The organism is Sphingobium sp. KKT206, assembly GCF_055640555.1.
The window spans coordinates 2,479,894-2,505,961 of record NZ_CM145764.1; the positions used below are offsets into that span (position 1 = coordinate 2,479,894).

Sequence of the window (26,068 nt, forward strand, 5' to 3'; positions counted from 1 at the left end):
ATTCGAACAGCGCCGGGCGGACGGCTGCTGCGTCGATCATCGGCGGAGGAAGATCGCCCCGCCTTGTTCGCCGCGCAATTCGCGCTCAGTCATGTGTGCTGGCTCATCGCCTATCCACTCGCCGGACAGGCCGGCGCAATTGAAGGCATGGGGACAGCTTTCGGGGCAGCCGCCGCGCTGGCGCTGATCGGCACAGTGATCGCCTTCTGGATTTGGCCGGCGGCAGATGTTGAGGTGCTGGCGCACACGCATGACGATCTGCCACGCGATCATCCCCATCTTCTCGAAGGGCATCCGGGCGGTCGCGCACGCCACGCTTTCGTGATCGACGAACTGCATCCACGCTGGCCCATTGCATAATATATTGACATCTATCATATGAACACATATTCATATGTTCATTCAGTATAGTATGAAAGCTCTATAATGGCCCATTCGCACGCCGATCATGGTCACGGCCACGATCACGACCACGATCATTCGCACACGCCGACCATCACCAGCGATAATGAGCGCAAGGTGCTGCTGTCGTTCGGCCTGATCTTCACCTTCATGGTGGTCGAGGTCGTGGGCGGCCTGATCTCGGGCTCACTCGCTCTGCTGGCAGATGCCGGGCATATGATGACCGACGCAGCGGCGCTGGCACTCGCCTATGCGGCCTTCCGCTTCGGTCAGCGCGCGGCCGATTCCAAGCGCACCTTCGGCTATCTGCGCTTCGAGGTGGTCGCCGGTTTCGTCAACGCCGTCACCCTGTTCGCGATCGTGGGCTGGATCGTCTATGAAGCCTGGGAACGCTTTCAGGAGCCGCAGCCGATCCTTGCCGGGCCGATGTTCGGCGTCGCGGTCGCGGGGCTGCTGGTCAATATCCTCGTCTTCTGGATTCTGACGCGCGGCGACAGCGAGCATGTCAACATCAAGGGCGCGGCGCTGCACGTCATGGGCGACTTGCTCGGTTCGGTCGGGGCCGTGGGCGCGGCGATCGTGATCTATCTGACGGGCTGGACGCCGATCGACCCCATCCTCTCGGTCGTCGTCTCCCTACTGGTCCTGCGTAGCGCGTGGAAGTTGGCGGCCAAGTCGCTTCACATCCTGCTCGAAGGTGCGCCCGACGGCGCGGCGCCGGAGAAGATCGAGCGTCATCTTCTGGAGCATGTGCCGGGCGTCGCTGCGGTCGGTCATATCCATGTGTGGTCGATCACGTCAGGCCGCACGCTGGCAACGATGCACGTCCGCCCCACAAGCGACGCCGAGGCCCGCGTCGTTGTGCGCGCCGTCGAGCGCGAGCTGGAGAACCATTTCGAGATCGAACACGCGACCGTGGCGGTCGACTGGAACGAGGAAGGCGAAACGTGCAGCCTGGCTCCCGGCAACAAGCGGGACAATGGGCATGACCATGACCACGATCATTTCGGCCACAGTCACGGCGCGTCAGGAAAGGCTTGCTCCCACTGACAGGCCGTCAGCGCAACCGATCCGCGATGCTCTGCATCTGCTGGATTTCTTCGCGCTGCGCCTTGCGGATCGCGTTGCACAGATTGGTCAGTTCGGGATCGCTGAGCCTTGCCTCCCGGCACATAAGGATGGCTCCCGAATGATGCGGGATCATCGAGGCGATGAACTGACGGTCATCAATCGCCGCCTGCGCGCGGGTCGCCCAAAAAGACCCGGCGGTCAGCACGGCGAACAGGACGTAGAGCGCGATATTCATTTTCCTGTCGGGAAACATGCCGGGCATGGTGGCGAGCATGAAGATGCCCATCGGCGCCCACATCGTCACCGCCATGTAGAGCATGTTCAGATTGTTCCTGAAGTCATGCCAGCCGTCGATCATGGTGAACATGACCGCATACATGACCGCAAGGCCAAGGATCATGTTGATCCAGAACATCAAATAGGGGCGGCCGTGGGCAGTCTCTTTGTCATGCCCGCCGCCATAGGATTGGTCAGCCTGTGACATCGCCTATGCAATCCTCTGTGCGGCCGTTCGGTTCCCTTCGGGAAGGCGCTTAATGGGGCGGCCCTCGACGCCGAGTGGCGATAGAAAAGACCATATATCTACACATCGTCATATCTTCATGTATGAGTGTTCCAATGTCCGACCCCACTACCTCTGACGATCATGGTAATCCCGAGCATTCGTTGGGATTATCGAGCCACGGTGTTACGATCCTGGCCGAAACGTTCCGCTTGCTGGGTGACCCCTCCCGCCTGCGTATCTTGCTCTATTGCCTGAAAAGTCCGCGATCGGTGGGGGACATCGCCAAAAGCCTCGATCTGTCTCAAACGCTGGTGAGCCATCATCTGCGCCTCCTGCGCGGCGCGCGCCTGGTCCGTAGCGAGCGGCAAGCCAAGCAGATATTCTATGAAGTGGCCGATGCCCATGTGAGCACCATGCTCATCGACATGGCGAGCCATATTGGAGAGGACCACGGCGACGATTGATCGCCGCTGGCCGCGCCGCATTCGGCTCGACCGTTTCCTCTGTCAGAACAAAAAAGCCCCGATGTCGTGCATGACATCAGGGGGCTGTTCTTGGTGGCGCTGGCGCGCGAGGATCGATCGGCCAGCTATATCGGGACAATCACTTGCCCCGATCGGCCAGCCATTTCTGCATCATCGCGATCTCGCCTTCCTGGGCGGTGATGACGTCCTGGGCCAGCTTGCGAACCTCCGGGTCTTTCCCATGCTGGAGAACGACACTCGCCATATCAATCGCGCCCTGGTGGTGCGGGATCATGCCGCGCATGAAATCGACGTCGGCGTCGCCGGTAAACTCGATTCCCATGTCGGCGTGCATCTTGTCATTGGCAATCTGGTAATCGCGAATGACCGGATTGGCCGAGCGTTCCGGGCTGGCGTGTCCGCCATGTCCGCTTTGTGTCGTCGCAACGCTGGTCGTTTGCGGGCCGATGCCGGATTGCGTGTATGCGAGAACGCCGACGGCCAACAGCGCGCCCGCGATGAAGATAGGCGTCAGCTTGTTCATGCCTGTCTCCTATACCTGTTCAATAACGCGCGCGGGATAACCGTCTTCAGCGAGCGCCGCTTCGATGTCCTGCGCGCTGGCGACGCTATCGACCGTGACTTTCTTGTCCGCGATATTCACGTCGACCTTTGCATTGGGGTCGATCGCGGCGATCGCTTGCGTGATGTGCTTGACGCACGAACCGCAGCTCATGTTTTCGACGTGGAATTGCATTGAAAATCTCCATTTTTCCTAACGACGAATCACAAGCTAACCTTTCCCATCGTTGGAAGGTCAAGGCCGTTTTCGCGATTGCTGTCGGAAAGGGAAAATGCGGCTCCCGCATTCACCCATGCGTTTTCAGATGCAGGCTGGCCATATTTGGCCGGCATATATTTTGCCTTGACCTTCCCACGATTGGAACCTGCATCTTGATGCAAATTCAATCGAAAAGTGTGGAGTATCGAGCAATGAGAGCCGCGGAAATCCAGGGAAACTTGGCGGATCGCGCCGATTCGGCGATCAGCCTGCCCATTGAAGGCATGACCTGCGCCTCTTGCGTCGCGCGCATCGAACGATCGCTGAGCAAGGTCGAGGGCGTGCAGTCCGTCAGCGTCAATCTGACGACCGAGCGCGCCGACATTCAGGCCAGCAACTCCGTTGACCGGAAGGCGCTGGTGAAGGCCGTCGAAGACGCCGGCTATAATGTGCCATCTGCCACCGGCATCGAGCTGGCGGTGGAGGGGATGACCTGCGCCTCCTGCGTCGGGCGGGTGGAACGGGCGCTCAAAGCCGTCCCCGGCGTCACTGAGGCGACCGTCAATCTGGCGACCGAGCGTGCGAGCGTGCGCGGCACGGCCGATGTGCAGGCGCTGATCGCGGCAATCGCGGGCGCGGGCTACACCGCGCGCCCGATCGAAACGAGCGTCGCCGGTGATGAAGAAACGGCCGAACGCAAGGATGCTGAGCGCCGCGATCTCAAGCAGGATTTCTTCATGGCCGCAGCACTGGCGCTGCCGGTGTTCCTGCTCGAAATGGGCAGCCATGTCATTCCCGGCGCCCATGCACTGATCGACCGCACGATCGGCATCCAGACAAGCTGGTATATCCAGTTCGTCCTCACGACGCTGGTCCTCGCCTTCCCCGGCATCCGTTTCTACGAGAAGGGTCTGCCCGCGCTGGCGCGGCTGGCACCCGACATGAACTCGCTGGTGTCGGTCGGCACGCTGGCCGCCTATGCCTATTCGCTGGTCGCGACCTTCGCGCCCGGCCTGCTGCCCGCAGGCACGGTGAACGTCTATTATGAGGCGGCGGCCGTCATCGTCGCGCTGATCCTGCTCGGCCGCTATCTGGAAGCCCGCGCCAAGGGCCGCACGTCCGAAGCGATCAAGCGGCTCGTGGGATTGCAGGCCAAAACCGCCCGCGTTCGCCGCGATGGCTCCGTGGTGGAGGTTTCCATCAACGAAGTCGTCACCGGCGACATCATCGAAGCGCGCCCCGGCGAACGCATCCCCGTCGACGGGGAAGTGATCGAAGGCGAGAGCTATGTCGATGAGTCGATGATTACCGGCGAGCCGATCCCGGTCGCCAAGGTCGCGGGCGCCACGCTGGTCGGCGGCACGGTCAACCAGCAAGGCGCGCTGGCCTTCCGCGCCACCGCTGTCGGCGGCGCGACGATGCTCGCGCAGATCATTCGTATGGTCGAACAGGCGCAGGGGTCGAAGTTGCCGATCCAGGCGCTGGTCGACAAGGTGACGATGTGGTTCGTTCCCGCCGTGTTCGCCGTGGCGGCGCTGACGTTCGCGGCGTGGCTGTGGTTCGGCCCGTCGCCCGCGCTGACCTTCGCGCTGGTCAATGCCGTGGCGGTCCTCATCATCGCCTGCCCCTGCGCGATGGGCCTCGCGACGCCGACCGCGATCATGGTCGGCACAGGGCGCGGCGCGGAGCTGGGCATATTGTTCCGCAAGGGTGAAGCCCTCCAGCTTCTGAAGGATGCCAGGGTCGTCGCGGTCGACAAGACCGGCACGCTGACCGAGGGACGCCCCGCGCTCACCGACCTTCAGGTGACGGACGGCTTCGACCGGGCGGCGGTGCTGGGTCTGGTTGCCGCCGTCGAGAACAAGTCGGAGCATCCGATTGCCCGCGCCATTGTCGACGCCGCGAAGGCGGAAGACATCGCGCTGCCCGCGATTGGCGACTTTGAATCGATCACCGGCTTCGGGGTAAAGGCCGTGGCGGGCGGCGAGTTGGTCCAGATCGGCGCCGATCGTTTCATGCGCGAACTGGGGCTGGACGTCGCCGCCTTCGCCGACACGGCCGCGCGGCTGGGCCAGGAAGGCAAGTCGCCGCTCTACGCCGCGATCGACGGCAAGCTCGCCGCAATCATCGCCGTGGCCGACCCGATCAAGGAAACCACCCCGGCCGCGATCGCCGCATTACACGCGCTTGGCCTCAAGGTCGCGATGCTGACTGGCGACAACCGCATGACGGCGCAGGCCATCGCCCGCCAGCTCGGCATTGATGAAGTGGTGGCCGAAGTCCTGCCTGAAGGCAAGGTGGACGCGATCGCCCGGCTCAAGGCGGATCATGGCCGTGTCGCCTTCGTTGGCGACGGCATCAACGACGCGCCCGCCTTGGCGGCGGCCGATGTCGGCCTTGCGGTCGGCACCGGCACGGACATCGCGATCGAGGCGGCGGACGTCGTGCTCATGTCCGGCCATCTGAACGGCGTGGCGACGGCCATTGCGCTCTCGCGCGCGACGATCGGCAATATTCGCCAGAACCTGTTCTGGGCGTTCGCATACAACACGGCGCTGATCCCAGTCGCGGCGGGTGTCCTCTATCCGAGCCTGGGCATCCTGTTGTCGCCGGTCTTCGCGGCGGGTGCTATGGCGATGTCGAGTATCTTTGTCTTGGGCAACTCGCTGCGCCTGCGCGGTTTTCGGTCAGGCACGATTGAGGCAGGAGCAGCATCATGAATATCGGGCAAGCATCCAAGGCATCGGGCGTCTCCGCCAAGATGATCCGCTATTACGAGCAGACCGGCCTCATTCCGAAAGCCGATCGCAAGGACTCCGGCTACCGCGATTATTCGCCGTCGGATGTCCACATGCTGCGGTTCATCCGGCGGGCGCGCGATCTCGGTTTCTCGGTCGCGGAGATCAACGACCTTCTGAGCCTCTGGCGGGACACGTCCCGCCAGAGCGCCGACGTGAAGCGGATCGCCCAGGCGCATATCGCTCAGCTTCAGGAGCGGATCGAAAATCTGGAACAGATGGCCGCGACGCTCAGCACGCTGGTCGACTGCTGCGCGGGCGATGATCGACCTGACTGCCCGATCCTTGCCGATCTGGAAGAACCCAGCGGGGAGCAGGAAGTGCCGAGCCCGGCTACGGCTGGAACAGGGCGCCTCCGACATCGCCCCTGAATGAACTGGCTATTCGGCGCCGCTTCGTGATGCGACGCCGTCCCCACTAGAACGGCGACCGCCGCACACTTGAGGCGGCTGATCCGGCTGCAAGCCACTGGCTTGCGGTTCGGATCGACGCGCCATGCGGGTGCGAATCTCTCGATCCTCCGCCAATCGTTGACATATTACATATGAACACATCTTCATATGAATCTGGGTGACATAAAAGCCTTGACCTTGCCAACGTTGGAAACCGCAAACCGCACAAGAATCAATCAGACGCCGCGGAACAGATGAGCAGGGCGCGGCACCGTTGAAGGGCAAAATCATGCGAGCAAAAAGCGCACTTCTCCTGGCCTCCGTGGCCTTGGCTATAGGTGGCCTTACTTCGGCCTGTAGCGAATCGGGCAGCGATCAGGGCGCGCAGGCGGCTGCCGCCGCGCCGCAAGTGCCGGTGGCGCAAGTCGTGGTGCGCGAGCTTGCGCCCTCGGCCGAGTTCAACGGTTCATTGGCCGCGCCCCAAAGCGTCGAGTTGCGGCCTCGCGTCAGCGGCGCGATCGTCTCCGTCCACGTCCCTGAAGGTGCGATCGTCAGGAAGGGGCAGCTTCTGTTCCGCATTGATCCGCGCCCCTTCCAGGTCGTGCTCGATCAGGCGCAGGCGCAGCTTCGCCAGGCGCAAGCCTCGGCCGCACTCGCGGAAAGCAATTTCAGCCGCTCGGAACAGCTCGTCTCGACCGGCGCGATCTCGCGCAAAGCCTATGACGACGCCGTGGCGCAGCGGAACGCCGCCCGCGCACAGGTTCAGGTCGGCAACGCGGCCGTCGCCGCCGCGCGTCTCGACCTTTCCTTCACCCAGGTTACGGCGCCGATCAACGGCCGGGTCGATCGCGTGCTTGTCACGGCGGGCAACGTCGTGGGCGCAGGCGCCAGCGCGACACCGCTCACCACCATCAAATCGGTCAACCCGCTCCATGTCCTGTTCGACATCGACGAGGCGACCTATCTCAATTTTGTCGAGCAGGCCCGACGTGGCGGTTCGACCGCGCCCCTTCCGGTCGAAATCGGTCTGATGACCGAGCAGGGCTATCCGCACAGCGCCACGCTCGACTTCCTGGGCAATGGCATTGATCGCAGCGCAGGGACCATCCGTGCCCGCGCCATCATCGCCAACCCCGGTGGGGACCTCGCGCCGGGTCTGTTCGCTCGCGTGAGGCTCACGCTCGGCGCACCCCAACAGGCCATCCTCATCAACGATCAGGCTGTCGGAAGCGACCAGGGCAGGAATTATGTGCTGGTCGTCGGCCAGGGCAACAAGGCCGAGTATCGGCCGATCGAACTCGGTCCGGTGGTTGATGGCCTTCGCGTCGTCAAATCGGGACTGAGGCCGGGCGACAGCATCATCATCAAGGGTCTTGTGCGTCCTGGGATGCAGGTCACGCCGCGCAGGGGGCCGATGGTCCAGGGCGAGGCTTCGGGTGCGGGCAACCGTCCCGCCGCTGAGGCTACTTCTGCGGAGGCGGGTCAATGACATTTCCACGCTTCTTCGTCGACCGCCCGATCTTCGCGGTCGTGCTATCGGTGCTCATGCTGATCGCCGGGGGCATCACCCTGTTTCAGCTTCCCTTGAGCGAGTATCCCTCGGTCACGCCTCCAACGGTGCAGGTCACGGCCGCCTATCCGGGAGCCAGCCCGGAGGTCATAGCCGAAACCGTCGCCGCGCCGCTCGAACAGGCGATCAACGGCGTCGAGAACATGCTCTACATGAGTTCGCAGTCTGCGACCGACGGGCGCATGACGATCTCGATTTCCTTCAAGCAGGGAACCGATCCCGATGTCGCGCAAATTCAGGTGCAGAACCGCGTCTCGCGCGCGCTGCCCCGACTGCCGGAGGAGGTGCAGCGCATAGGCGTTGTGACGGACAAGACCTCGCCCGACATCCTGATGGTCATGCATATGCGCGCCACCAGCGATCGTTACGATCCGCTCTACGTGTCCAACTATGCCTCGCTGCGTGTGAAGGATGAACTGGCGCGCCTTCCAGGCGTCGCCAACGTCATCATCGGCGGTGAAGGCGAGTATGCGATGCGCGCGTGGCTCGATCCTACCAAGGTGGCGGCGCGCGGCCTGACCGCCAGCGACGTCGTCGCCGCGATCCGCGAGCAGAATATTCAGGTCGCCGCCGGTTCGATCGGCCAGCAACCCAATGCGCAGGCCGCCTATCAGGTGTCCGTCAATGCGCTGGGCAGGCTGACCACCGAGGAGCAGTTCGGCGATATTGTGGTCAAGAGCGGCGAAGATGGGCAAATCACCCGCCTGCGCGACGTCGCCCGCATCCAGATGGGCGCGGACAATTATACTCTGCGCAGCATGTTGAACGGCAAGCCCGCCGTCGGCATGCAAATCCTCATGAGTCCCGGCGCCAATGCGCTCGACACGTCGAGTGCGGTGCGGGCCACGATGGAACGCCTCAAGGCCGATTTCCCGGAAGGCATCGGCTATGAGATCGCCTACGATCCCACGATCTTCGTGCGCGCCTCGCTCAAATCGGTGGCGGTGACGCTGCTTGAAGCGACGCTGCTCGTCGTTCTCGTCGTGGTCATCTTCCTCCAGAGCTGGCGCGCGTCCATCATTCCGCTGGTCGCCGTGCCGGTGTCGCTCGTCGGCACATTCGCCATCATGTATCTGTTCGGCTTCTCGCTGAACACGCTGTCGCTGTTCGGACTGGTGCTTTCCATCGGCATCGTCGTCGATGACGCGATCGTGGTGGTCGAGAATGTCGAGCGACACATCGCTTTGGGTCAGTCTCCCAAGGAGGCGGCCCGAAAGGCGATGGACGAGGTGACGGGGCCGATCCTTGCGATTACCTCGGTGCTGGCGGCGGTATTCATCCCCTCGGCATTTCTGTCAGGATTGCAGGGTGAGTTCTATCGCCAGTTCGCGCTGACGATCGCGATTTCAACCATCCTGTCGGCCATCAATTCGCTGACGCTCTCCCCCGCGCTGGCCGGTATGCTGCTGAAACCGCATCACGGCGACACGCCGCGCGATCGGCTTACCCGCTTCATCGACCGTGTATTCGGGGGCGTCTTCGCGCGGTTCAATCGCTTCTTCGACAAGCTGTCCGACCGCTATGTGGGGACGGTGCGCCGTGCGGTGCGGGCGAGTGGAATCGTTGGGCTGCTCTATGCCGGCTTCCTGGGGCTGACCTGGCTGGGCTTCCACCAAGTCCCCGCAGGCTTCGTGCCGATGCAGGACAAATATTATCTGCTCAGCATCGCCCAACTTCCTGCCGGAGCCTCGCTCGACCGCACGGAAGCAGTGGTGCAGCAAATGTCAGAAACCGCGCTTGCGGAGCCGGGCGTCGAAAGCGTCGTCGCCTTTCCCGGCCTCGACGTGAACGGCGCGGCCAACCTGCCCAATTCGGCGGTCATGTTCATCATGCTCGACAGTTTTGAGGATCGGAAAGGCGCGGACCTCTCGGCCCACGCCATCGCCGGCAGGCTGATGGGCAAGTTCAGCCAGATTCCCGACGGCTTCGTGGGTGTATTCCCGCCGCCGCCTGTGCCGGGCCTTGGCGCAATGGGCGGCTTCAAGCTGCAAATCGAGGATCGCGCGGGACTTGGCTTCAACGCGCTCGCGCAGGCGCAAGGGCAGATCATGGCGCGCGCCATGCAGACGCCTGAGCTGGCCGGGATGCTGGCGAGCTTCCAGCCCAACGCGCCCCAGGTCCAGATCGATGTCGATCGGGTGAAGGCGAAGGCGCAAGGCGTGCCGTTGACCGCGATCTTCGAGACGATGCAGGTCAATCTCGGCTCGCTCTATGTGAACGACTTTAACCGCTTTGGCCGCACTTACCGGGTGATGGTCCAGGCCGACGCGCCGTTCCGCCAGCAGGCCGAAAATATCGGTCAGCTCCAGGTCCGCAACGCGACGGGCGAGATGATCCCGCTGTCGTCGCTGGTGACGATCACGCGCAGCACGGGGCCGGATCGCGTCATGCACTATAATGGCTATCCGTCGGCCGACATCAGCGGCGGCCCTGCGCCGGGCTATTCGTCGGGTCAGGCGACGGCGGCAATCGAACGCATCGTCCAAGAAACGCTGCCTCCCGGCATGACCTATGAATGGACCGATCTCACCTATCAGGAGAAGGCCGCAGGCAACACGGCGCTTATCGTCTTCCCGCTGTCGGTGCTGCTCGCCTTCCTGATCCTGGCGGCGCAATATAATAGCTGGTCGCTGCCGTTCGCCGTGCTGCTGATCGCTCCGATGGCGCTGCTCTCCGCCATCGGCGGCGTGTGGATTTCAGGCGGCGACAACAACATCTTCACACAGATCGCGTTCGTCGTGCTGGTCGGCTTGGCCGCCAAGAACGCCATCCTGATCGTGGAGTTCGCCCGCGCGAAGGAACAGGAAGGCATGGAGCCGCTACCGGCGGTTTTGGAAGCGGCGAAGCTGCGATTGCGGCCGATCCTGATGACGTCGATCGCCTTCATCGCCGGCGTCATTCCGCTGGTGATCGCGAGCGGCGCGGGCGCGGAAATGCGTCACGCCATGGGCATCGCCGTGTTCGCCGGGATGCTCGGGGTTACGCTGTTCGGCCTGATCCTCACGCCCGTCTTCTACGTCGCTGTGCGGCGCTTTGCGGTCCGCCGCGAGGCACGTCAGCCATCGGCCCCGCTTTCGGAGCAAAACGCATGAACGCTCGACTGAATGCCCTGAGTGGCAAGCTCATCCTTCTGCTCGGCTCGGCGGCGCTCGCCGGTTGCTCCATGGCGCCGAAATATGTGCGCCCGGAAGCGCCGGTGAGCCCATCCTTCCCGACCGGCGCGGCGTATGAGGGCGTGCAGCCTTCCGAGGCGAGCGCGGGAGCGGACATCGGGTGGCGCGACTTCTACGACGATCCGCTGTTGCACGAGCTGGTCGAAAAGGCGCTGACGAATAACCGCGACCTTCGCGTGACGGCCCTGAACGTGGAAGCGGCGCGCGCGCAATACCGCATCCAGCGATCCGAACTGCTGCCGACCATCGCCGTCGGGGCGGAAGGGACAGCCCAGCGCTTGCCATCCGACCTGTTCTATAACCGCCGCAGCTATCAGGTGGGGGCGATGGCTTCGGCCTGGGAGCTGGACCTGTGGGGCCGCGTCCGCAGCCTGAGCGATCAGGCGCTGGAGTCCTATCTGTCGCTGGATGCCACCCGGCAGGCTTCGCAGATGAGTCTCGTTGCGGAAGTCGCCAACGCTTATCTGACCTTGCGCGCCGATCAGGAACTGCTCCGCCTCGCCAACGAAACGCTTGCCACCCAGGAACGCAGCTATGCGCTGACGAAGCAGCTTGCCGAAGTGGGCAATCTTGCCCGGCTCGATCTCGAACGCGCCGAGGTGGCGCTCCGCACGGCGGAATCGGATCGCGCGACCTTTACTCGTCTTGCCGCACAGGACCGCAATGCGCTGGTTCTGCTGCTGGGTGAGCCGTTGTCGCCGGAGCTGACCACCCGGCTTGATGCGGCTGACACGTTGCCCGACGGGATCATGCCCGCCGATCTGCCCGCTGGCTTGCCCTCGGACCTTCTCACGCGCCGTCCCGACATTCGCGCGGCCGAACATACGCTGCGCGGCGCGAACGCCAATATCGGCGCGGCCCGCGCGGCATTCTTCCCGACGATCAGCCTAACCGGCTCGGCGGGAACAGCGAGCGCCAGCCTCGACGATCTGTTCTCGTCGGGGTCGGGCGCGTGGAGCTTCATGCCGCGCATCACCCTGCCGCTTCCCATCTTTGGCGGCGGCGCGCTCAGGGCCAATCTCGACCGTGCGGAAGTGCAGAAGCGGATCGAGATCGCCAACTATGAAAGGGCAATCCAGTCCGCATTCCGCGAAGTGGCCGATGGCCTCGCTGGCAAAGGCACTCTGGACGCTCAAATCCGGTCGGAAACGCAGCGGGTCGATGCGAGCCGTAACGCCTATGCGCTCGCGGAACAGCGGTTCAAAGCAGGAGAGGACGACAATCTCGCCCTGCTCGAAGCCCAGCGCACGCTCTACGGATCGCAGCAAGCCCTGGTCCGCTCCAAGCTGGTGCGGCTTAGCAATCTCATCAATCTCTACAAGGCGCTGGGCGGCGGCTGGACGGAGTTCGCGGCACCGCCTGATGATCCGTTAACCCGGTGATCGAGCTGCGCCAGCTTCGCTACCTGATTGCGGCCGCCGAGGCTGGCAGCTTCAGCCGCGCGGCGCGCAGCATCAATATCAAGCAGGCAACGCTTAGCAGGCATATCCTCGAAATCGAGAAGCGGCTGGGTATGGCGCTGTTCGACCGCAAGACGCGCGGTGCCACGCTGACACCGAACGGCACAACCTATCTGCGGACGGCGCAGCGCATCGTCAGGGAGTTCGAGGAGCTGAACGCTTGGGTTCGCGCCACGAACGACGGCCATGCCGGCAAGCTGGCGGTGGGCTTCTATACGTCCTTCTCTGCCGGCAACTTGCGGGCGACGCTGAGCGAGTTCGGCGAACGCTATCCCGAGGTGAAAGTGTCCGGCTTCGAGCGCGACCGGGATATGCTGCTGGCCGGGATCGAGAACGGCCTGCTCGACATCGCGATCATGACCGGCGAGACACCCTATCGGGAGTTGATGAGCCGCCCCTTGTGGAGTGAGCGCATGTTGGTGGCGATGCCGGAAGGCCATCAGCTTATCGCGCGCGAGCGTATCCATTGGCCGGACCTGAGCGGCGAACGCTTCCTGCTCACCGAGCGCGATCCCGGCCCCGAAACCCGTAACATGCTGCTAGGGAAGCTTGGGATGCCGGGCTACACGCCCGAGATTGCAATGGACGACATCGGCCGCGACACGGTGCTTAGCGCCATCGCGCTGGGCGGCCATATCTCGATCGTCGCGGAATCCGCGCTCGGCATCCAGATTCCAGGCGTCGTGTTTCGCGAGGTCCATGAGACTGGCAGCCACATACGGATAGGCTTTTCGGGGTATTGGCGGGCTGACAACGAGAATGCGGTCCTGCGCCGGTTTCTCGATTTCGTGGCCGTTCGCTATTCGCTGCCACCCATTCCCACGCCCCAGCCATCACATCACCAACCGGAGAAAAAATAGCCATGACACAGAGTAAGACACTCATCATCGTGCTGGTCATCGGATTCGGCGCGGGCTTCGTCCTGCGCCCGGTGATCGTGCCCGTCGACCAAGCGGCGATCGTCGCCGACCCGCCTGCCGCCGCGCCGACGCCGGCCGAGCCGCGCGCGATGCAGTATTTCGCGGCGCATCTCGATGAAGCCCGGCAGGTCGTGGCGCAATGCGCGGAAGGAACGGCCCGCGGCGACGAGTGCGCCAACGCCGAGCAAGCGGTGATCGAGGCGGAAGGCCGCGAGCGGTTCAAGAAGTTCATGGGCAACTGACGGCAGGCGGCGCGCTCTCACTTCCGCTGCGCGAGCCACCGGCGAAAGCCCCTGTCCGTCGCCATGAGCTGAATGGCCATCGGCACTAGCAGTTTCTCGGGCGGCACAGGCGAACTGCCCGTCTCGGCCGCGTGTGCCTCCGCATAGGCGGTCAGCTCGCGATATACCGCAGCGGGAATGTCCACCGTGGCCTTTATCGGCTTCTCGTCGGGAAGCGGCCCCAGCTTCAATTTGCTCATCGTGCGCCTCCAACCGGCTCCAATACGAGGTCGCGGGTCAGAACCACGCGCAACGGATGCCCCGGCCGGATGGTGAGCGTCGGCTGCACGTTGAGCTGCCGACGCACGATCTGCTGGCCGGTCTGGTTGATGGTGTCCTGCGATCCGCGGCGCAGGGCGCGAGTCAGGTCATCCTCGCTGTCCGCGCCCAGCTCGGCCCCCACGCCAAGCAGCGTCGAGACGGCGGCGGCTTTCAGCAGGTTGCCCCAATGCTGGTTCACGCGATCCTGCAATCCGGCATAGCCGGCCGCATCGGCGCCGGGCTGGCGCTCGAGAACGATCGAGCGGCCGTCCGGCATGATGAGCCGATCCCATGCCAGCAGCACGCGCGTCTGGCCGGCGGCGATTTCGCTGTCATACTCGCCGATCAGCCGCGCCCCTTGCGGGATGAGCAGGATGCGGCCCGTAGGGCTGTCATAGACGTTCGCCGTCACCTGGGCGGTGATCTGGCCGGGCAGGTCGGAGCGGATGCCGGTGATGAGCGCGGCCGGAATGATGCTGCCGGCCTGCACGATGTTGGGCGAAGCCGGCGCGACAAGCCGCTCGACGCTCACCGTGCGCTGGCTGGACGCCTGCGCCATGAAGGCGCGTTTGGCGGCCTGGTCGCCCTGCGCGGAATCGGCTGGCTGCGGAGCGGCAGCGTCGGGCGTTGCGATTGCGAGGTTCGGCAGCGAAGGCATGGCAGCGGCCCCGGCGCTACCGCCGCCGAGAAACACGCCGCTCATGCGCGCCGCGTCGCGCTCCTGGCTGATGCGCTGGCGGGCGGCTTCCTCGGCCTGGGCGCGCGGATCGGGCTGGGCGCCGACCGGCGGGACCGGGACATTCTCCCCGCGCTGTTGCGCCGAGACGATCGGGCCGCCGAGATCACCGGGAAGCGGCGGGCCGAGTTTCGGCGCCTGACTGTAATCGCGCGGTCCCGACGTGATGGTCTCGGAGGTGGCGCGGCTGTCCGTGCTGTAGAGTTCCTTTGCTTCCTTCTCGCCTGCCGGCTTCAGCGCATAGATCAGCGAGCCGCCGATCCCGAGGCTGGCGACGACGCCGATCGCGGCCAGAGCCTTGCGCGACAGGCGCATGACGCGCGGCGGGTCGCCGCGAAGCTGGAAGGCTTGAGGATCGGGGCGCGGCGCTTGCGGTGCGGCGGCCTCGGGCGGGGAATTGTCGGCCGGATCGGTCACGGCCGCCCCCTGCGTCCGTCGTCGCGCACGATGCGGACGCGCTGCTCGCTGCGCCGGTCGCCCAGGCGCAGCTCAGCGGCGGCGAACAGCCGGTCCACCACCATGTAGCGGCCCTGCACACGATAGTTGACCAGCTCGGCGTCGCCGGCCGCGCCGGTCGCGAACAAGGGCGGCATCTCGCCCTGCGAGATCCCGGCCGGAAACTCGATGAACACCTGGGCGGAATCGTCGAAGGCGCGAACGGGCTTCCACGGCACGCGGTCGCCCTCGATCCGGTAACGGAAGTTGAGCGCCGCGAGGTCGAGGCCGGTCGCGACGGGGGCCGAGGCGGCGGCTTCGGCATTGGCGCCGCGCAGCGCGATGAGCTGGTCCTGCGGATAGGTCCACGAGACCGACGCCATGTAGGTCGAAGCCGTCGCGCGCAGCTCCAGATGATAGGTGCGCCGGGAAGTGTTGATGATGAGGTTCGTGGAAAGGTCGGGCCGCGTCGGCTTCACGAGGATATGCACGCGCGCCGTCGCGCCGCTGCCGCTCACCGTGTCGCCAATGATCCACCTGACCGTATCGCCGGCCGCGACCGGCCCCGACCCCACGAGCTGCTCGCCTTCCTGCAAGGCGATGTCCGTTACCTGTCCGGGCGCGGTATAGACCTGATAGAGCGCGCCGTCCGTCCAGGGATATTGCTGGATGGCGTTGAGGAAACCGTCACGCACCGGCTGCACGCGGGCGGCGGCGTTGGCGGCCCCGACGCGGCGGCGCGGATCGGCGGGCTCGGAAGTCGCCGCTCCGGCCGCGACCGGCTTCAATTGGCCGGGGAGCGGCAGGGGTTCGGGGATCGTCACCACCTCGACGGGGCGCGGCGGTTCCGCAGCCGGCGTCGCCGCGATCTCGCGCGGCGGATCGTCGTAGGCGATGGCGGGCGGCTTCGCCGAGGTGGTGGCGCAGCCGGCGAGCGCGGTGGCGGAGACAAGCAGGACCGCCGAGGCGGAACGGCGAAATGGCGTGTGCGTCATTGCGACAGCTCCCTTGACCAATTCAAAGCGTTGACGAAGACGCCGAGCGGGTTCTTGCGCAGGGCGTCGGGCGTGCGCGGCGGCTGCACGACGATGGTGAGGATCGCGGACCAGCGTTCGGTGGCGGCGAGGCTACCGTCCTGATAGCGCCGCTCGGTCCATGCGACGCGGAAGCTGTCGGGCGATGCCCGGATCACGCTCGACACGTCCACCGCGACCTGCACCCGGCCGACATTGGCGAAGGGGTCGTTGGCGCGGGCGTAGTCGTTTAGCGCCACCGCTCCCCGATCGGTCGTGAAGTCGTAGGCGCGCAGCCAGTTCTGGCGGACGATAACCGGATCGGCCGGGATCGCCCTGACCTGCTCGATGAAGCGGGCGAGATGGAACGCGATCTGTGGATCGGTCGGGCGGTAGCCGGCTTCGGCGGGGGCGACGGCCTGGGCCTCGCCGAGCCGATCGACCTGCACCACCCAGGGCACGATATGCCCACGCGCCGACTGCCAGACGAGGCCGGCGGAAAGACCGCCCGAGAGCGCCAGCGCGCCGAAGAAGGCGAGGCGCCAGTTCTTCGCCTGCACGCGGGCGGAGCCGATGCGGTCGTCCCAGACTTGCGCGGCGCGCTGATAGGGTGTGGCGGGTTCGGCGGTCTGGCCATAGCGGATGGTGGGGCGTCGGAACATCGGAGGTCAGTCCTTCTCTTTGATGTCGGGACCGGCTCCGCCGCCGTGGCTGTCGCCGGCCTTCATGGTGTGGGCGAGGACGGTCGCGCCGTGGCTGACGGCCTGGCGGCGTTTCATCGCGGCGGCCCATTGAGGCTGGGCCGACGAGCCGGTCGATGCGGAACCGCCAGCGGTTGCGGCGGCCGGGCCGGCGGGCGCGGGTCCGCCGGTGATCGTGCCGCCGGTGGCGGTGAACCCGGCACGGGCGCCGGAGCGGAAGTTGGACTTCATTGCCGCGCCGCCCTTGGCGGCGGCCGCGCGCAGCGGTGAAAGGACGGCGCTCGCCGCGCTTCCCGCCGCCGCCTGGCCGACCGCGGCCATGCCGCCCGCGACAGCGCCCGCGCCGCTCTTGCCCAGCGAGCCGAGGCTGTAGGCGCTGGTCGCACCGCCAGCCATCTGAGCGCCGCCACGCGCGGCGGCGCCTGTCATCCGACCGGCCGTGCCGAGCGCGGAGCCGGCGGCCCCGACGCCAAGCCGTGCGGCGGCTGCGCCACCGACCAGCGCGCCGCCTGCTGCCAGCGCGGTCCCGGCCGCCGCACCCGCGCCGAGCTGCGGGCCGCCCGAGACGATGCCGTTCGCAATGCCAGGACCGAAGATCGACAGGCCCAGGAGCGACAGCGCGGCGAGCGCGATGGCCATGACCTGATTGATGTCGGGCGCGGGGCCGAGGGCCGCGCCGGTGAACTGGCTGAACAGGGTGGTGCCGATGCCGGTAATGACCGCAAGCACCAGCACCTTGATGCCGGTCGAGACGACATGGCCCAGCACCTTCTCGGCCATGAACGCGGTCTTGTTGAAAAAGGCGAAGGGCAGCAGGACGAAGCCGGCGAGCGTCACCAGCTTGAACTCGATCAGCGTGATGAAGACCTGCACGGCGATGATGAAGAAGGCGAGCACCACGATCACCCAGGCGAGCAGCAGCACGAGGATCAGCGCGAGGTTCGAGAACACAGCCCAAAGGCTGGAGAACTGCCCCGCCGCATCGAGCAGCGGCTTGGCGGCTTCGAGCCCCTTCGCCGCGATCGTGCCGGGCTTCATGAACTCGTCGATCGTCATCGCCCCGCCGCTGGCCTGGAGGCCGAGCCCGGCGAAGCTCTCGAACACGATGGTCGCGAGCAGCGCGAAATTGCCGATGATGAAAGCGAAAGTGCCGATGTAGAGCGTCTTCTTGACGAGGCGCTGAAGCACGTCCTCGTCCGCACCCCAGGCCCAGAACAGGCCGGCGAGCGTCACGTCGATGGCGATCAGCGTGGTCGAGAGGAACGCGACCTCACCGCCGAGCAGCCCGAATCCGCTGTCGATGTAGCCGGTGAAGACATTGAGGAAATTGTCGATAACGCCGGTGTCGTTCATGGCGCGGCGCCTTCATCCGGCGCCGTGTCGCCGCCGCGCTCGATCTCGGGCGCGGGCTCGTCCTGGCGGAAGAAGCGGCGGCGGTTGGCGGCCCAGGCCGCCTCGCAGCCGCTGTCCGGCATGGTGAGCGAGGCGCAGCGATCCAGCTCGCGGGCGAGCCTGGCCTGGCCATCGTCCGCCGACAGGACAAGCGGCGGCGCGGGCGCAGGCTCATCGGGCTGGACGGCGGCGGCGATCGCCACCGTCATCATCAGCCCGGCCAGCGCCGCCACCCCCGCGATCTTCGCCGTGCGCGGCATTGGGCGTCTCAGTTGCCCATGAAGCGGCGGAACCGCTCGCGCCCCTCGGCCTCCTCGGCCGCCTGGCGGGCGGATTGCAGCGCCTGCGCCCGGCCCTGCGCCGCCACGGCGGCGGTCAGGTCGGCGAGCTGCTGCGATTGCAGCGCGAGGAGCTGGTTGCCCGCCTGCGTCGCCTGGAGCGCGCCGGTCGCGGACTGGCTGGCCGAGACCAGGCTGTCCATCGTGGTGCGGGCGCTTTCGATGTTGCCGACGACGCCGGCCTGCACCTGCAAGGCGTCCTGAAAGGCGCCGACGCTATCCTCCCAGCGGGCATTGGCGTTGGCGACCATCTGCGCGTGATCGCCGGTCAGCGCCGCGCCCTTGTAGCGGCCGTTGAACGCCTGCTGGATGTCCTGCACGTCGTAGGCGATGCGCTGCGCCTGGCCGAGCAGTTGCTGCGTCTGCTGAATCTGCTGCTGAAGCGTGCTCACCGTCGAGAGCGGCAAGCTGGCGAGGTTGCGCGCCTCGTTGATGAGGCTCGTCGCCTGCTGCTGGATTTGCTGGATCTGATTGTTGATCTGCTGAAGCGACCGGGCGGCCGTCAGCACGTTCTGCGCGTAGTTGGTCGGGTCATAGACGATGCCGCCGAACTGCGCGTAGGCCGGCATGGGCGCGATCATCGGCACGACGGCCGCGCTGGCGAGGACGCCGGCCAGGATGGCGCGGCGCAGGGGGAATCCGGTCATAGAGGTAGCTCCTGCTGAGGTTGGCGTTGGGGATCGGGGGGAAGAAGCTCGACGGCCCAGGCGCAGCCGCGATGGCGCAGCCATTCGGCCGCGAACCCGGCTTGGCCGTAGGTCTCGATGATGTCGGTGATGGCGAGCTGGTCGGTCTTCGACGACGCGGCGGCGAAGGTCAGCGCGACCTCACCCAGCCCCAGTTCGAACAGGCGATTGCCGCGCCTGCTTTGACAGTAATAATCCCTCTTGGGTGTCGCCCGGCTGAGGATTTCGATCTGTCGGGCATTGAGCCCGAACCGCTCATAGATCACCGCGATCTGCGGCTCGGCGGCGCGCTCATTCGGCAGGAAGATGCGCGTCGGGCAGGATTCGATGATGGCCGGCGCGATGCTCGACGTCTCGATGTCGGCGAGGCTCTGCGTCGCGAAGACGACGCTGGCATTGCGCTTGCGCAAGGTCTTCAGCCATTCGCGAAGCTGCGCGGCGAAGTCCGGACTATCGAGGACCAGCCAGCCCTCGTCGATGATGATGAGCGTCGGCGAGCCGTCCAGCCGCCCTTCGATCCGGTGGAACAGATAGGAGAGCACCGCGGCGGCCGAGCCGGCGCCGACCAGGCCCTCGGTCTCGAAGGCTTGCATGTCGGCTTCGCCCAGCCGCTCGGCCTCGGCGTCGAGCAGCCGGCCCCACGGCCCGCCGATGCAATAGGGCGCGAGCGCCTGCTTGAGATGCTGGCTCTGCAACAGGACCGCGAGCCCTGTCAGCGTCCGTTCTGCCGGCGGCGCGCTGGCGAGGGAGCCCAGCGCCAACCATATATGCTCTTTAGCTTGCGGATCGACGGCGACGCCTTCGCTGGCGAGGATCGCCGCCAGCCATTCGGCCGCCCAGGCGCGCTCGGCCGGATCGTCGATCCGAGCGAGCGGCTGCAACTGCACACCACCATCGCTGTCGTCGGACAATCCGCCGCCGAGATCCTGCCAGTCTCCGCCGCAGGCGATGGCGGCGGCGCGGATCGAGCCGCCGAAGTCGAAGGCGAAGACCTGGGCCTTCTCGTAGCGACGGAACTGCATCGCCATCAGCGCGAGCAGCACCGACTTGCCCGCGCCGGTCGGCCCGACGATCAGCGTGTGGCCGACATCGCTGCCGTCGGGGTGAAGGGAAAACCGGAACGGGGTCGAGCCTTCGGTCCTGCCATAGAGCAAGGGGGGTTCACCGAAATGCTCGTCCCGTTCCGGCCCCGCCCATACCGCTGACAGAGGGATCAGGTGGGCGAGATTGATGGTGGAGATCGGCGGTTGCCGGACGTTGGCGTAGGTGTGGCCGGGCAGGCTCCCCAGCCATGCCTCGATCGCGTTCATGCCCTCGGGGATGACGGTGAAGTCGCGGCCCTGGATGACCTTCTCGACAAGCCGCAGCTTCTCGGCCGCAATGGCGGGATCGCGGTCCCACACCGTCACCGTCGCGGTGACGTAGGCCATGCCGGCATAGTCTGCGCCCAGCTCCTGCAGGGCGGTGTCGGCGTCGGCCGCCTTGTTCGAGGCGTCGCTGTCGAGCAGCGTGGACGCCTCGTTGGTCATGACTTCCTTGAGGATGGCCGCGACCGATTTGCGTTTCGCAAACCATTGCCGCCTGATCCTGGTCAGCAGCTTGGTCGCGTCGGTCTTGTCGAGCATGATCGCCCGCGTCGCCCAGCGATACTCGAAGGCGAGCCGGTTCAGTTCGTCGAGCAGGCCGGGAAACGTGACGCTCGGGAATCCGACGATGGTGAGCGTGCGGAGGTGATGATCGCCCAGGCGCGGCTCCAGCCCGCCGGTCAGCGGCTCGTCGGCGAGCAGCGCGTCGAGATGCATGGGCGTCTCGGGGACGCGCACGCGCTGGCGCCGGGTGGAGATCGTGCTGTGCAGGTAGGTCAGCGTTTCGGCGTCATCGAGCCAGCGGACCTCGGGGACGAAGCCCTCGACCAGATTGAGAACGCGGTCGCTACGATCAGCGAAGCCCTTGAGCAGCTCCCACGGATCGACGCCGGTGGTGGACCGGCCCTCGTAGAGCCAGCTTTCGGCACGGGCGGCTTCCTCGGCCGGCGGCATCCACAAGAGCGTCAGATAATAGGCGCTCTCGAAGTGGGCGCCTTCCTCGCGGAATTGTTCGCGCCGCTCCATGTCCACCAGCGCCGAGACGGGATCGGGGAACGCCGATTTCGGGTAGTCGAGCGCGGGTGTGCGCTGCGCCTCGACGAAGATCGCCCAGCCCGAACCGAGCCGCCGCAGCGCATTGTTCAGCCGCGCGGTGGTGGCGACCAGCTCGGCGGGCGTGGCGCTGTCGAGATCGGGGCCACGGAATCGCGCGGTCCTTTGAAAGCTGCCGTCCTTGTTGAGCACGACGCTTGTCCCGACCAGGGCGGCCCAAGGCAGGAAGTCGGCCAGGTGGGCGGCGCGATTCCTGTATTCGCGCAAGGACATCATGGCCGCATCCACGCCGGATAGCGGAGGTGTCGGCGGGCCACGTCCACGAACTGCGGATCGCGGCGCGCGGCCCAAACCGACAGCGCGTGGCCGATCGCCCAGATGACGAGGCCGGCGATCCAAAGGCGCAGGCCGAGTCCGATCGCGCCCGCCAGCGTGCCGTTGACGATGGCAAGCGCGCGCGGAGCGCCGCCGAGCAGGATCGGCTCGGTCAGCGCCCGATGCACCGGGGCATAAAAGCCCGCGATCGGCTCGACGGGATCGGCCGCGCCGGTCATGCGATCAGCGCTCCGCCGCCGAAGCTGAAGAAGCTGAGGAAGAAGGAACTGGCTGCGAACGCGATGCTGAGGCCGAACACGATCTGGATCAGCCGACGGAAGCCGCCGGACGTATCGCCGAACGCCAGGGTCAGGCCGGTCACGATGATGATGATGACCGCGACGATCTTCGCCACCGGCCCCTCGATGCTTTCGAGGATCGACTGGAGCGGCGCTTCCCACGGCATCGACGATCCGCCCGCATGGGCGGGAGCCGAGATGGTCAGCGCGATCACGCTGGCGGTGGCGGCGAGCATGGCGCGGCGTGCGCCATGCGACAAGGCATGGATCATGGCAGGTCTCCGGTCTGGGGGGTGGTGAGCGGCGTGAGGCGGTAGTCGCCGGTGGCGGCGTCGAGTCCTTCGACGCGGGCCAGCTCGGCGAGGCGGCGGCCGTGGCCGTCGCGGACGAGCACGGCGATGAGGTCGATGGTCTCGGCGAGCAGCGCGCGCGGGACCGTGACGACGGCCTCCTGGATGAGCTGCTCCATGCGGCGCAGCGCGCCGAGCGCGGTGCCGGCGTGGATCGTGCCGATACCGCCGGGGTGTCCGGTGCCCCAGGCCTTGAGGAGATCGAGCGCCTCGGCGCCGCGCACCTCGCCGATCGGGATGCGGTCGGGACGCAGGCGCAGGCTGGACCGCACGAGATCGGACAGCGTGACGACGCCATCCTTGGTCCGCATGGCGACGAGGTTGGGCGCGGCGCACTGAAGCTCGCGCGTGTCTTCGATCAGGACGATGCGGTCGGAGGTCTTGGCGACTTCGGCCAGGAGCGCGTTGACCAGCGTGGTCTTGCCGCTGCCGGTCCCGCCCGCGACGAGGATGTTGGCGCGGGCAGTGACGCCTGTCCGCAGCGCCGCGGCCTCGGCCGGCAACATGATCCCGGCCGCCGCATAGTCGTCGAGCGTGAACACCGCGACGGCGGGCTTGCGGATCGCGAAGGCGGGCGCGGCGACGACGGGCGGCAGCAGCCCCTCGAACCGCTCGCCGCCTTCGGGCAGCTCGGCCGAGACGCGCGGGGACCGGGCGTGAACCTCGACGCCAACATGGTGCGCCACCAGACGGATGATGCGCTCGCCATCCGCCGCGCCGAGCGTCATGCCGGTGTCGGAAATCCCTTCGCCCAGCCGATCGACCCACAGCCGGCCGTCCGGGTTCAGCATCACCTCGATCACGGCGGGATCATCCAGCCAGGACGCAATCGACGGCCCCAGCGCCGTGCGCAGCATCCGCGCGCCGCGTGACTTCGCCTCGGAACGGATCGGGTGGACGGTCAAGAAAAAGCCCCTGATGAGGGCCGGGCGAACCGCCGCCCGGCGTCAGGGGCACATCAAGAGAGACAGAAAATGCCGTGCTTCAACAAGTAAATGTGGTCGTCGTAGTCTGGCGTAGAGATACAAGAACTGGCGTAGTCAGCTCATTCTTCTTGGTGCGGAAAGTCCTCGCCGATTTCTTGTCTGACCTTCGGACCTTTTGCGAGTCGGCGACCGAGCGCCTCCATGAAGGCGTCGTAGCGGTCGCCGCCTCGCCGGCGCATCGCGGCCCGTTCGCTCTCGGGCGGCGGCGGCGTGTTCGACAGCCAGAAGCGCACGAACAGCGCGATCATCTCGACGCCGATCCCGACATCGCGCTCCATCCGGGTCATGCGCCGGTCCAGCTTGTCGAGCCGCTTGGCGATGGCGGCCTCGCGCTGCTCATCGGCGTCGGGCGACAGGAAGGAGGCGATGGCCGCCTCGGCGATCAGCGAGCGCGACTTGTCCCTCCGGTCGGCATAGGCGGCGAGCGCGCGCATCAGCTCGGGGTCGAGATAGACCGACAGCGGCGTCTTGGTCGTCATAGCTCGATGCCGTCATCGGGATCGAGCGACGCCTGCCGGGCCACGCGCTGCATCTGGCGGCGCACCGTCGCCTGCCGTGCCGCATCGCTATCGGGGTCGGGCTCATCCAGCTCGAACTCATTGGCGGGCGCGGGCCGGGGCGTCGGCGCAATGTCGATATGGCGCTCCAGCGCCGGCTCGCGGAGCAGGTCCGCATTGGCGGCATCGTCCTCAGCATCCGCCTTCTTGGCGGCCTTTTTCTTCTTCGGCTTCTTCGGCGCGTCATGCTCGATCGGCTCGGGCATCGGCGGCGCCTCGATTGGCGCCAGGCCGCTCCAGTCGTCGGGCCGCGGCGGGCCGCCGCCGACATTGCTGTCGGGCGGCGACATCACCCGCTGCGTGAACCGCCGGTCCTTGAAGTAGCGGACCTTCTTCGCCCGGATCGGCGGGATGCCCGCGACCATGACGATCTCGTCGTCGGGCGGAAGCTGCATGATCTCGCCGGGGGTGAGGAGCTGGCGGGCTGTCTCGGAGCGCGACACCATCAAATGCCCGAGCCAGGGCGAGAGACGGTGGCCGGCGTAGTTCTTCATCGCCCGCATTTCGGTGGCGGTGCCGAGCGCGTCCGAAATGCGCTTGGCGGTGCGCTCGTCGTTGGTGGCGAACGACACGCGCACATGGCAATTGTCGAGGATCGCGTTGTTCGGCCCGTAAGCCTTCTCGATCTGGTTGAGGCTCTGGGCGATGAGGAAGCTCTGGATGCCGTAGCCGGCCATGAACGCCAGCGCGCTCTCGAAGAAGTCGAGCCGGCCGAGCGCCGGAAACTCGTCGAGCATTAAGAGCAGCCGGTAGCGCGACTGCCGCGCCTTCAGGTCTTCGGTGAGCCGGCGGCCGATCTGGTTGAGGATGAGGCGGATGAGCGGCTTGGTGCGCGAGATGTCGGACGGCGGCACGACGAGGTAGAGCGTCACCGGCAGCTCGCCCTCGACCAGATCCTTTATCCGCCACTCGCAGGTGCGCGTGACCTGCGCGACGACGGGATCGCGATAGAGGCCGAGGAACGACATGGCGGTCGAGAGCACGCCCGATCGTTCGTTGGCCGATTTGTTGAGCAGTTCGCGCGCGGCCGAGGCGACGACGGGATGCACGCCCGCCTCGCCCAAATGCGGCGTCGTCATCATCGCCCATAGGGTGCTTTCGATCGGGCGGCGCGGGTCGGACAGGAAGGCGGCGACGCCCGCCAGCGTCTTGTCGGCCTCGGCGTAGAGGACATGGAGGATCGTGCCGACCAACAGGGCATGGGAGGTCTTCTCCCAGTGGTTGCGCTTCTCCAGCGAACCTTCCGGGTCCACCAGCACGTCGGCGACGTTCTGCACGTCGCGCACTTCCCAGGCGCCCTTGCGGATTTCGAGCAGGGGATTGTAGGCGGCCGACGCGCCATTGGTCGGATCGAACAGCAGCACCCGCGCGTGCTGGGCGCGAAAGCCGGCGGTGAGCTGCCAGTTCTCGCCTTTGATGTCATGCACGATCGCCGAGCCCGGCCAGGTGAGCAGCGTCGGCACGACCAGGCCGACGCCCTTGCCGCTCCGGGTCGGCGCGAAGCACAGCACATGTTCGGGGCCGTCGTGGCGCAGATAGTCGCGCCCGAGCCGGCCGAGCATGACGCCGCTGTCGCCCAGCAGCCCGGCGGCGGCGATCTCGCCGCGGGTGGCCCAGCGCGCCGAGCCATAGGTCTCGGCGTTCTTCAGCTCGCGCGCACGCCACACCGACATGCCGATGGCGACGACGATCGCGGCGAACCCGCCCGACACGGCGATGAAGGCGCCGGTCTGGAATATCTCCGGCGCGTAGGCGTCGAAGGAGAACCACCACCAGAAGAAGGCCGGCGGCGGATAGATCGGCCAGTCGCCGAGCATGAACCAGGGCGCCCCAAGCTCGGGCTGATAGGCGAGCGCCGCGGCGGTCCATTGCGTCGCGGCCCACACGGCTGCGAGCACGATCAGGAAGACCGCGAAGACCTGACCCCAGAGGATTTTGGTTGCCGACATGGCATCGAAGTCGATGCGTGCCGGACGCCAAATCAAGTCACTGTTATCATGGGGGAAAGTCTAGCGTAGAAAGACAGGGAGCAGCGTAGTTCTGC

Annotated in this window: 26 protein-coding genes; 9 read left to right on the plus strand and 17 right to left on the minus strand. The window is 66.2% G+C overall.

The window, feature by feature from the left end:
• Window positions 1-36: 36 nt before the first annotated feature.
• On the minus strand, window positions 37-339 hold the full coding sequence (locus ACZ2HM_RS11920; RefSeq protein WP_348656880.1) for a hypothetical protein: 303 nt from the start codon (window positions 337-339) through the stop codon (window positions 37-39).
• A gap of 87 nt (window positions 340-426) precedes the next feature.
• Here ACZ2HM_RS11920 and ACZ2HM_RS11925 point away from each other — a divergent pair, with 87 nt between their 5' ends.
• The gene (locus ACZ2HM_RS11925; protein ID WP_159640374.1) at window positions 427-1,452 is read left to right on the plus strand and encodes a cation diffusion facilitator family transporter; all 1,026 of its coding nucleotides are present in this window, start codon (window positions 427-429) and stop codon (window positions 1,450-1,452) included.
• Window positions 1,453-1,459: 7 nt separating this feature from the next.
• Here the strand turns inward: ACZ2HM_RS11925 and ACZ2HM_RS11930 are convergent, their stop codons facing one another.
• Window positions 1,460-1,957: a DUF305 domain-containing protein gene (locus ACZ2HM_RS11930; protein ID WP_196847016.1), complete on the minus strand. Its 498-nt coding sequence runs from the start codon at window positions 1,955-1,957 to the stop codon at window positions 1,460-1,462.
• A gap of 134 nt (window positions 1,958-2,091) precedes the next feature.
• Here ACZ2HM_RS11930 and ACZ2HM_RS11935 point away from each other — a divergent pair, with 134 nt between their 5' ends.
• Entirely contained in the window at window positions 2,092-2,442 is a 351-nt protein-coding gene (locus ACZ2HM_RS11935; protein WP_159640371.1) for an ArsR/SmtB family transcription factor, read from the plus strand.
• Between the two features lie 139 nt (window positions 2,443-2,581).
• Here the strand turns inward: ACZ2HM_RS11935 and copM are convergent, their stop codons facing one another.
• On the minus strand, window positions 2,582-2,986 hold the full coding sequence (gene copM, locus ACZ2HM_RS11940; protein ID WP_159640368.1) for a CopM family metallochaperone: 405 nt from the start codon (window positions 2,984-2,986) through the stop codon (window positions 2,582-2,584).
• Window positions 2,987-2,995: 9 nt separating this feature from the next.
• On the minus strand, window positions 2,996-3,199 hold the full coding sequence (locus ACZ2HM_RS11945; protein ID WP_159640365.1) for a heavy-metal-associated domain-containing protein: 204 nt from the start codon (window positions 3,197-3,199) through the stop codon (window positions 2,996-2,998).
• Window positions 3,200-3,435: 236 nt separating this feature from the next.
• Here ACZ2HM_RS11945 and ACZ2HM_RS11950 point away from each other — a divergent pair, with 236 nt between their 5' ends.
• The 7 genes from ACZ2HM_RS11950 to ACZ2HM_RS11980 all read left to right on the plus strand — a co-directional run bounded on the left by ACZ2HM_RS11950 (window position 3,436) and on the right by ACZ2HM_RS11980 (window position 13,778).
• Complete coding sequence (locus ACZ2HM_RS11950) at window positions 3,436-5,943, plus strand: heavy metal translocating P-type ATPase (RefSeq protein WP_159640362.1); 2,508 nt, start codon at window positions 3,436-3,438, stop codon at window positions 5,941-5,943.
• Window positions 5,940-6,392, plus strand: coding sequence for a Cu(I)-responsive transcriptional regulator (gene cueR / locus ACZ2HM_RS11955; RefSeq protein ID WP_159640359.1), 453 nt, complete (start codon window positions 5,940-5,942; stop codon window positions 6,390-6,392). Before ACZ2HM_RS11950 ends, cueR begins: the two co-directional genes overlap by 4 nt.
• 310 nt (window positions 6,393-6,702) lie before the next feature.
• Window positions 6,703-7,902, plus strand: a complete 1,200-nt coding sequence (locus tag ACZ2HM_RS11960) for an efflux RND transporter periplasmic adaptor subunit (RefSeq protein ID WP_159647823.1) — start codon at window positions 6,703-6,705, stop codon at window positions 7,900-7,902.
• The gene (locus ACZ2HM_RS11965) at window positions 7,899-11,075 is read left to right on the plus strand and encodes an efflux RND transporter permease subunit (RefSeq protein ID WP_159640356.1); all 3,177 of its coding nucleotides are present in this window, start codon (window positions 7,899-7,901) and stop codon (window positions 11,073-11,075) included. Before ACZ2HM_RS11960 ends, ACZ2HM_RS11965 begins: the two co-directional genes overlap by 4 nt.
• Window positions 11,072-12,538 (plus strand): efflux transporter outer membrane subunit, encoded by a 1,467-nt coding sequence (locus ACZ2HM_RS11970; protein WP_159640353.1) that lies wholly within the window; start codon window positions 11,072-11,074, stop codon window positions 12,536-12,538. Before ACZ2HM_RS11965 ends, ACZ2HM_RS11970 begins: the two co-directional genes overlap by 4 nt.
• The gene (locus ACZ2HM_RS11975) at window positions 12,535-13,476 is read left to right on the plus strand and encodes a LysR family transcriptional regulator (RefSeq protein ID WP_159640350.1); all 942 of its coding nucleotides are present in this window, start codon (window positions 12,535-12,537) and stop codon (window positions 13,474-13,476) included. Before ACZ2HM_RS11970 ends, ACZ2HM_RS11975 begins: the two co-directional genes overlap by 4 nt.
• Window positions 13,477-13,478: 2 nt before the next feature.
• Complete coding sequence (locus ACZ2HM_RS11980) at window positions 13,479-13,778, plus strand: hypothetical protein (protein WP_159640347.1); 300 nt, start codon at window positions 13,479-13,481, stop codon at window positions 13,776-13,778.
• 17 nt (window positions 13,779-13,795) lie between these two features.
• Here the strand turns inward: ACZ2HM_RS11980 and ACZ2HM_RS11985 are convergent, their stop codons facing one another.
• The 13 genes from ACZ2HM_RS11985 to ACZ2HM_RS12045 form a co-directional block, all read right to left on the minus strand.
• Entirely contained in the window at window positions 13,796-14,017 is a 222-nt protein-coding gene (locus ACZ2HM_RS11985; RefSeq protein ID WP_012049886.1) for a DUF2274 domain-containing protein, read from the minus strand.
• Window positions 14,014-15,231, minus strand: a complete 1,218-nt coding sequence (locus ACZ2HM_RS11990; RefSeq protein ID WP_159640344.1) for a TraB/TrbI/VirB10 family type IV secretion system protein — start codon at window positions 15,229-15,231, stop codon at window positions 14,014-14,016. The genes ACZ2HM_RS11985 and ACZ2HM_RS11990 overlap by 4 nt, the downstream gene beginning before the upstream one ends.
• Entirely contained in the window at window positions 15,228-16,244 is a 1,017-nt protein-coding gene (gene trbG, locus ACZ2HM_RS11995) for a P-type conjugative transfer protein TrbG (RefSeq protein WP_159640341.1), read from the minus strand. Before trbG ends, ACZ2HM_RS11990 begins: the two co-directional genes overlap by 4 nt.
• Entirely contained in the window at window positions 16,241-16,924 is a 684-nt protein-coding gene (gene trbF, locus ACZ2HM_RS12000) for a conjugal transfer protein TrbF (RefSeq protein ID WP_159640338.1), read from the minus strand. Before trbF ends, trbG begins: the two co-directional genes overlap by 4 nt.
• A gap of 6 nt (window positions 16,925-16,930) precedes the next feature.
• Complete coding sequence (trbL, locus tag ACZ2HM_RS12005) at window positions 16,931-18,316, minus strand: P-type conjugative transfer protein TrbL (protein ID WP_159640335.1); 1,386 nt, start codon at window positions 18,314-18,316, stop codon at window positions 16,931-16,933.
• Entirely contained in the window at window positions 18,313-18,615 is a 303-nt protein-coding gene (gene trbK-alt, locus ACZ2HM_RS12010; RefSeq protein ID WP_159640332.1) for a putative entry exclusion protein TrbK-alt, read from the minus strand. The genes trbL and trbK-alt overlap by 4 nt, the downstream gene beginning before the upstream one ends.
• An 8-nt stretch (window positions 18,616-18,623) precedes the next feature.
• Window positions 18,624-19,340 (minus strand): P-type conjugative transfer protein TrbJ, encoded by a 717-nt coding sequence (gene trbJ / locus ACZ2HM_RS12015; protein ID WP_159640329.1) that lies wholly within the window; start codon window positions 19,338-19,340, stop codon window positions 18,624-18,626.
• Entirely contained in the window at window positions 19,337-21,793 is a 2,457-nt protein-coding gene (gene trbE / locus ACZ2HM_RS12020) for a conjugal transfer protein TrbE (protein ID WP_159640326.1), read from the minus strand. The genes trbJ and trbE overlap by 4 nt, the downstream gene beginning before the upstream one ends.
• Window positions 21,790-22,071, minus strand: coding sequence for a VirB3 family type IV secretion system protein (locus ACZ2HM_RS12025; protein ID WP_159640323.1), 282 nt, complete (start codon window positions 22,069-22,071; stop codon window positions 21,790-21,792). Before ACZ2HM_RS12025 ends, trbE begins: the two co-directional genes overlap by 4 nt.
• Window positions 22,068-22,403 (minus strand): TrbC/VirB2 family type IV secretion system protein, encoded by a 336-nt coding sequence (locus ACZ2HM_RS12030; RefSeq protein WP_159640320.1) that lies wholly within the window; start codon window positions 22,401-22,403, stop codon window positions 22,068-22,070. The genes ACZ2HM_RS12025 and ACZ2HM_RS12030 overlap by 4 nt, the downstream gene beginning before the upstream one ends.
• The gene (gene trbB, locus ACZ2HM_RS12035) at window positions 22,400-23,386 is read right to left on the minus strand and encodes a P-type conjugative transfer ATPase TrbB (protein ID WP_159640317.1); all 987 of its coding nucleotides are present in this window, start codon (window positions 23,384-23,386) and stop codon (window positions 22,400-22,402) included. The genes ACZ2HM_RS12030 and trbB overlap by 4 nt, the downstream gene beginning before the upstream one ends.
• A gap of 140 nt (window positions 23,387-23,526) precedes the next feature.
• Entirely contained in the window at window positions 23,527-23,946 is a 420-nt protein-coding gene (locus ACZ2HM_RS12040; protein WP_159640314.1) for a CopG family ribbon-helix-helix protein, read from the minus strand.
• Entirely contained in the window at window positions 23,943-25,973 is a 2,031-nt protein-coding gene (locus ACZ2HM_RS12045; RefSeq protein WP_159640311.1) for a conjugal transfer protein TraG, read from the minus strand. Before ACZ2HM_RS12045 ends, ACZ2HM_RS12040 begins: the two co-directional genes overlap by 4 nt.
• Window positions 25,974-26,068: the final 95 nt, after the last annotated feature.

What these genes read in the sequence shown, in the direction of transcription:
- ACZ2HM_RS11920 (WP_348656880.1), bottom strand. Translation starts at nt 339, where the DNA reads ATGCAGTTCGTCGATCACGAAAGCGTGGCGTGCGCGACCGCCCGGATG.
- ACZ2HM_RS11925 (WP_159640374.1), top strand. Translation starts at nt 427, where the DNA reads ATGGCCCATTCGCACGCCGATCATGGTCACGGCCACGATCACGACCAC.
- ACZ2HM_RS11930 (WP_196847016.1), bottom strand. Translation starts at nt 1,957, where the DNA reads ATGTCACAGGCTGACCAATCCTATGGCGGCGGGCATGACAAAGAGACT.
- ACZ2HM_RS11935 (WP_159640371.1), top strand. Translation starts at nt 2,092, where the DNA reads ATGTCCGACCCCACTACCTCTGACGATCATGGTAATCCCGAGCATTCG.
- copM (WP_159640368.1), bottom strand. Translation starts at nt 2,986, where the DNA reads ATGAACAAGCTGACGCCTATCTTCATCGCGGGCGCGCTGTTGGCCGTC.
- ACZ2HM_RS11945 (WP_159640365.1), bottom strand. Translation starts at nt 3,199, where the DNA reads ATGCAATTCCACGTCGAAAACATGAGCTGCGGTTCGTGCGTCAAGCAC.
- ACZ2HM_RS11950 (WP_159640362.1), top strand. Translation starts at nt 3,436, where the DNA reads ATGAGAGCCGCGGAAATCCAGGGAAACTTGGCGGATCGCGCCGATTCG.
- cueR (WP_159640359.1), top strand. Translation starts at nt 5,940, where the DNA reads ATGAATATCGGGCAAGCATCCAAGGCATCGGGCGTCTCCGCCAAGATG.
- ACZ2HM_RS11960 (WP_159647823.1), top strand. Translation starts at nt 6,703, where the DNA reads ATGCGAGCAAAAAGCGCACTTCTCCTGGCCTCCGTGGCCTTGGCTATA.
- ACZ2HM_RS11965 (WP_159640356.1), top strand. Translation starts at nt 7,899, where the DNA reads ATGACATTTCCACGCTTCTTCGTCGACCGCCCGATCTTCGCGGTCGTG.
- ACZ2HM_RS11970 (WP_159640353.1), top strand. Translation starts at nt 11,072, where the DNA reads ATGAACGCTCGACTGAATGCCCTGAGTGGCAAGCTCATCCTTCTGCTC.
- ACZ2HM_RS11980 (WP_159640347.1), top strand. Translation starts at nt 13,479, where the DNA reads ATGACACAGAGTAAGACACTCATCATCGTGCTGGTCATCGGATTCGGC.
- ACZ2HM_RS11985 (WP_012049886.1), bottom strand. Translation starts at nt 14,017, where the DNA reads ATGAGCAAATTGAAGCTGGGGCCGCTTCCCGACGAGAAGCCGATAAAG.
- trbG (WP_159640341.1), bottom strand. Translation starts at nt 16,244, where the DNA reads ATGACGCACACGCCATTTCGCCGTTCCGCCTCGGCGGTCCTGCTTGTC.
- trbF (WP_159640338.1), bottom strand. Translation starts at nt 16,924, where the DNA reads ATGTTCCGACGCCCCACCATCCGCTATGGCCAGACCGCCGAACCCGCC.
- trbL (WP_159640335.1), bottom strand. Translation starts at nt 18,316, where the DNA reads ATGAACGACACCGGCGTTATCGACAATTTCCTCAATGTCTTCACCGGC.
- trbK-alt (WP_159640332.1), bottom strand. Translation starts at nt 18,615, where the DNA reads ATGCCGCGCACGGCGAAGATCGCGGGGGTGGCGGCGCTGGCCGGGCTG.
- trbJ (WP_159640329.1), bottom strand. Translation starts at nt 19,340, where the DNA reads ATGACCGGATTCCCCCTGCGCCGCGCCATCCTGGCCGGCGTCCTCGCC.
- trbE (WP_159640326.1), bottom strand. Translation starts at nt 21,793, where the DNA reads ATGATGTCCTTGCGCGAATACAGGAATCGCGCCGCCCACCTGGCCGAC.
- ACZ2HM_RS12025 (WP_159640323.1), bottom strand. Translation starts at nt 22,071, where the DNA reads ATGACCGGCGCGGCCGATCCCGTCGAGCCGATCGCGGGCTTTTATGCC.
- ACZ2HM_RS12030 (WP_159640320.1), bottom strand. Translation starts at nt 22,403, where the DNA reads ATGATCCATGCCTTGTCGCATGGCGCACGCCGCGCCATGCTCGCCGCC.
- ACZ2HM_RS12040 (WP_159640314.1), bottom strand. Translation starts at nt 23,946, where the DNA reads ATGACGACCAAGACGCCGCTGTCGGTCTATCTCGACCCCGAGCTGATG.
- ACZ2HM_RS12045 (WP_159640311.1), bottom strand. Translation starts at nt 25,973, where the DNA reads ATGTCGGCAACCAAAATCCTCTGGGGTCAGGTCTTCGCGGTCTTCCTG.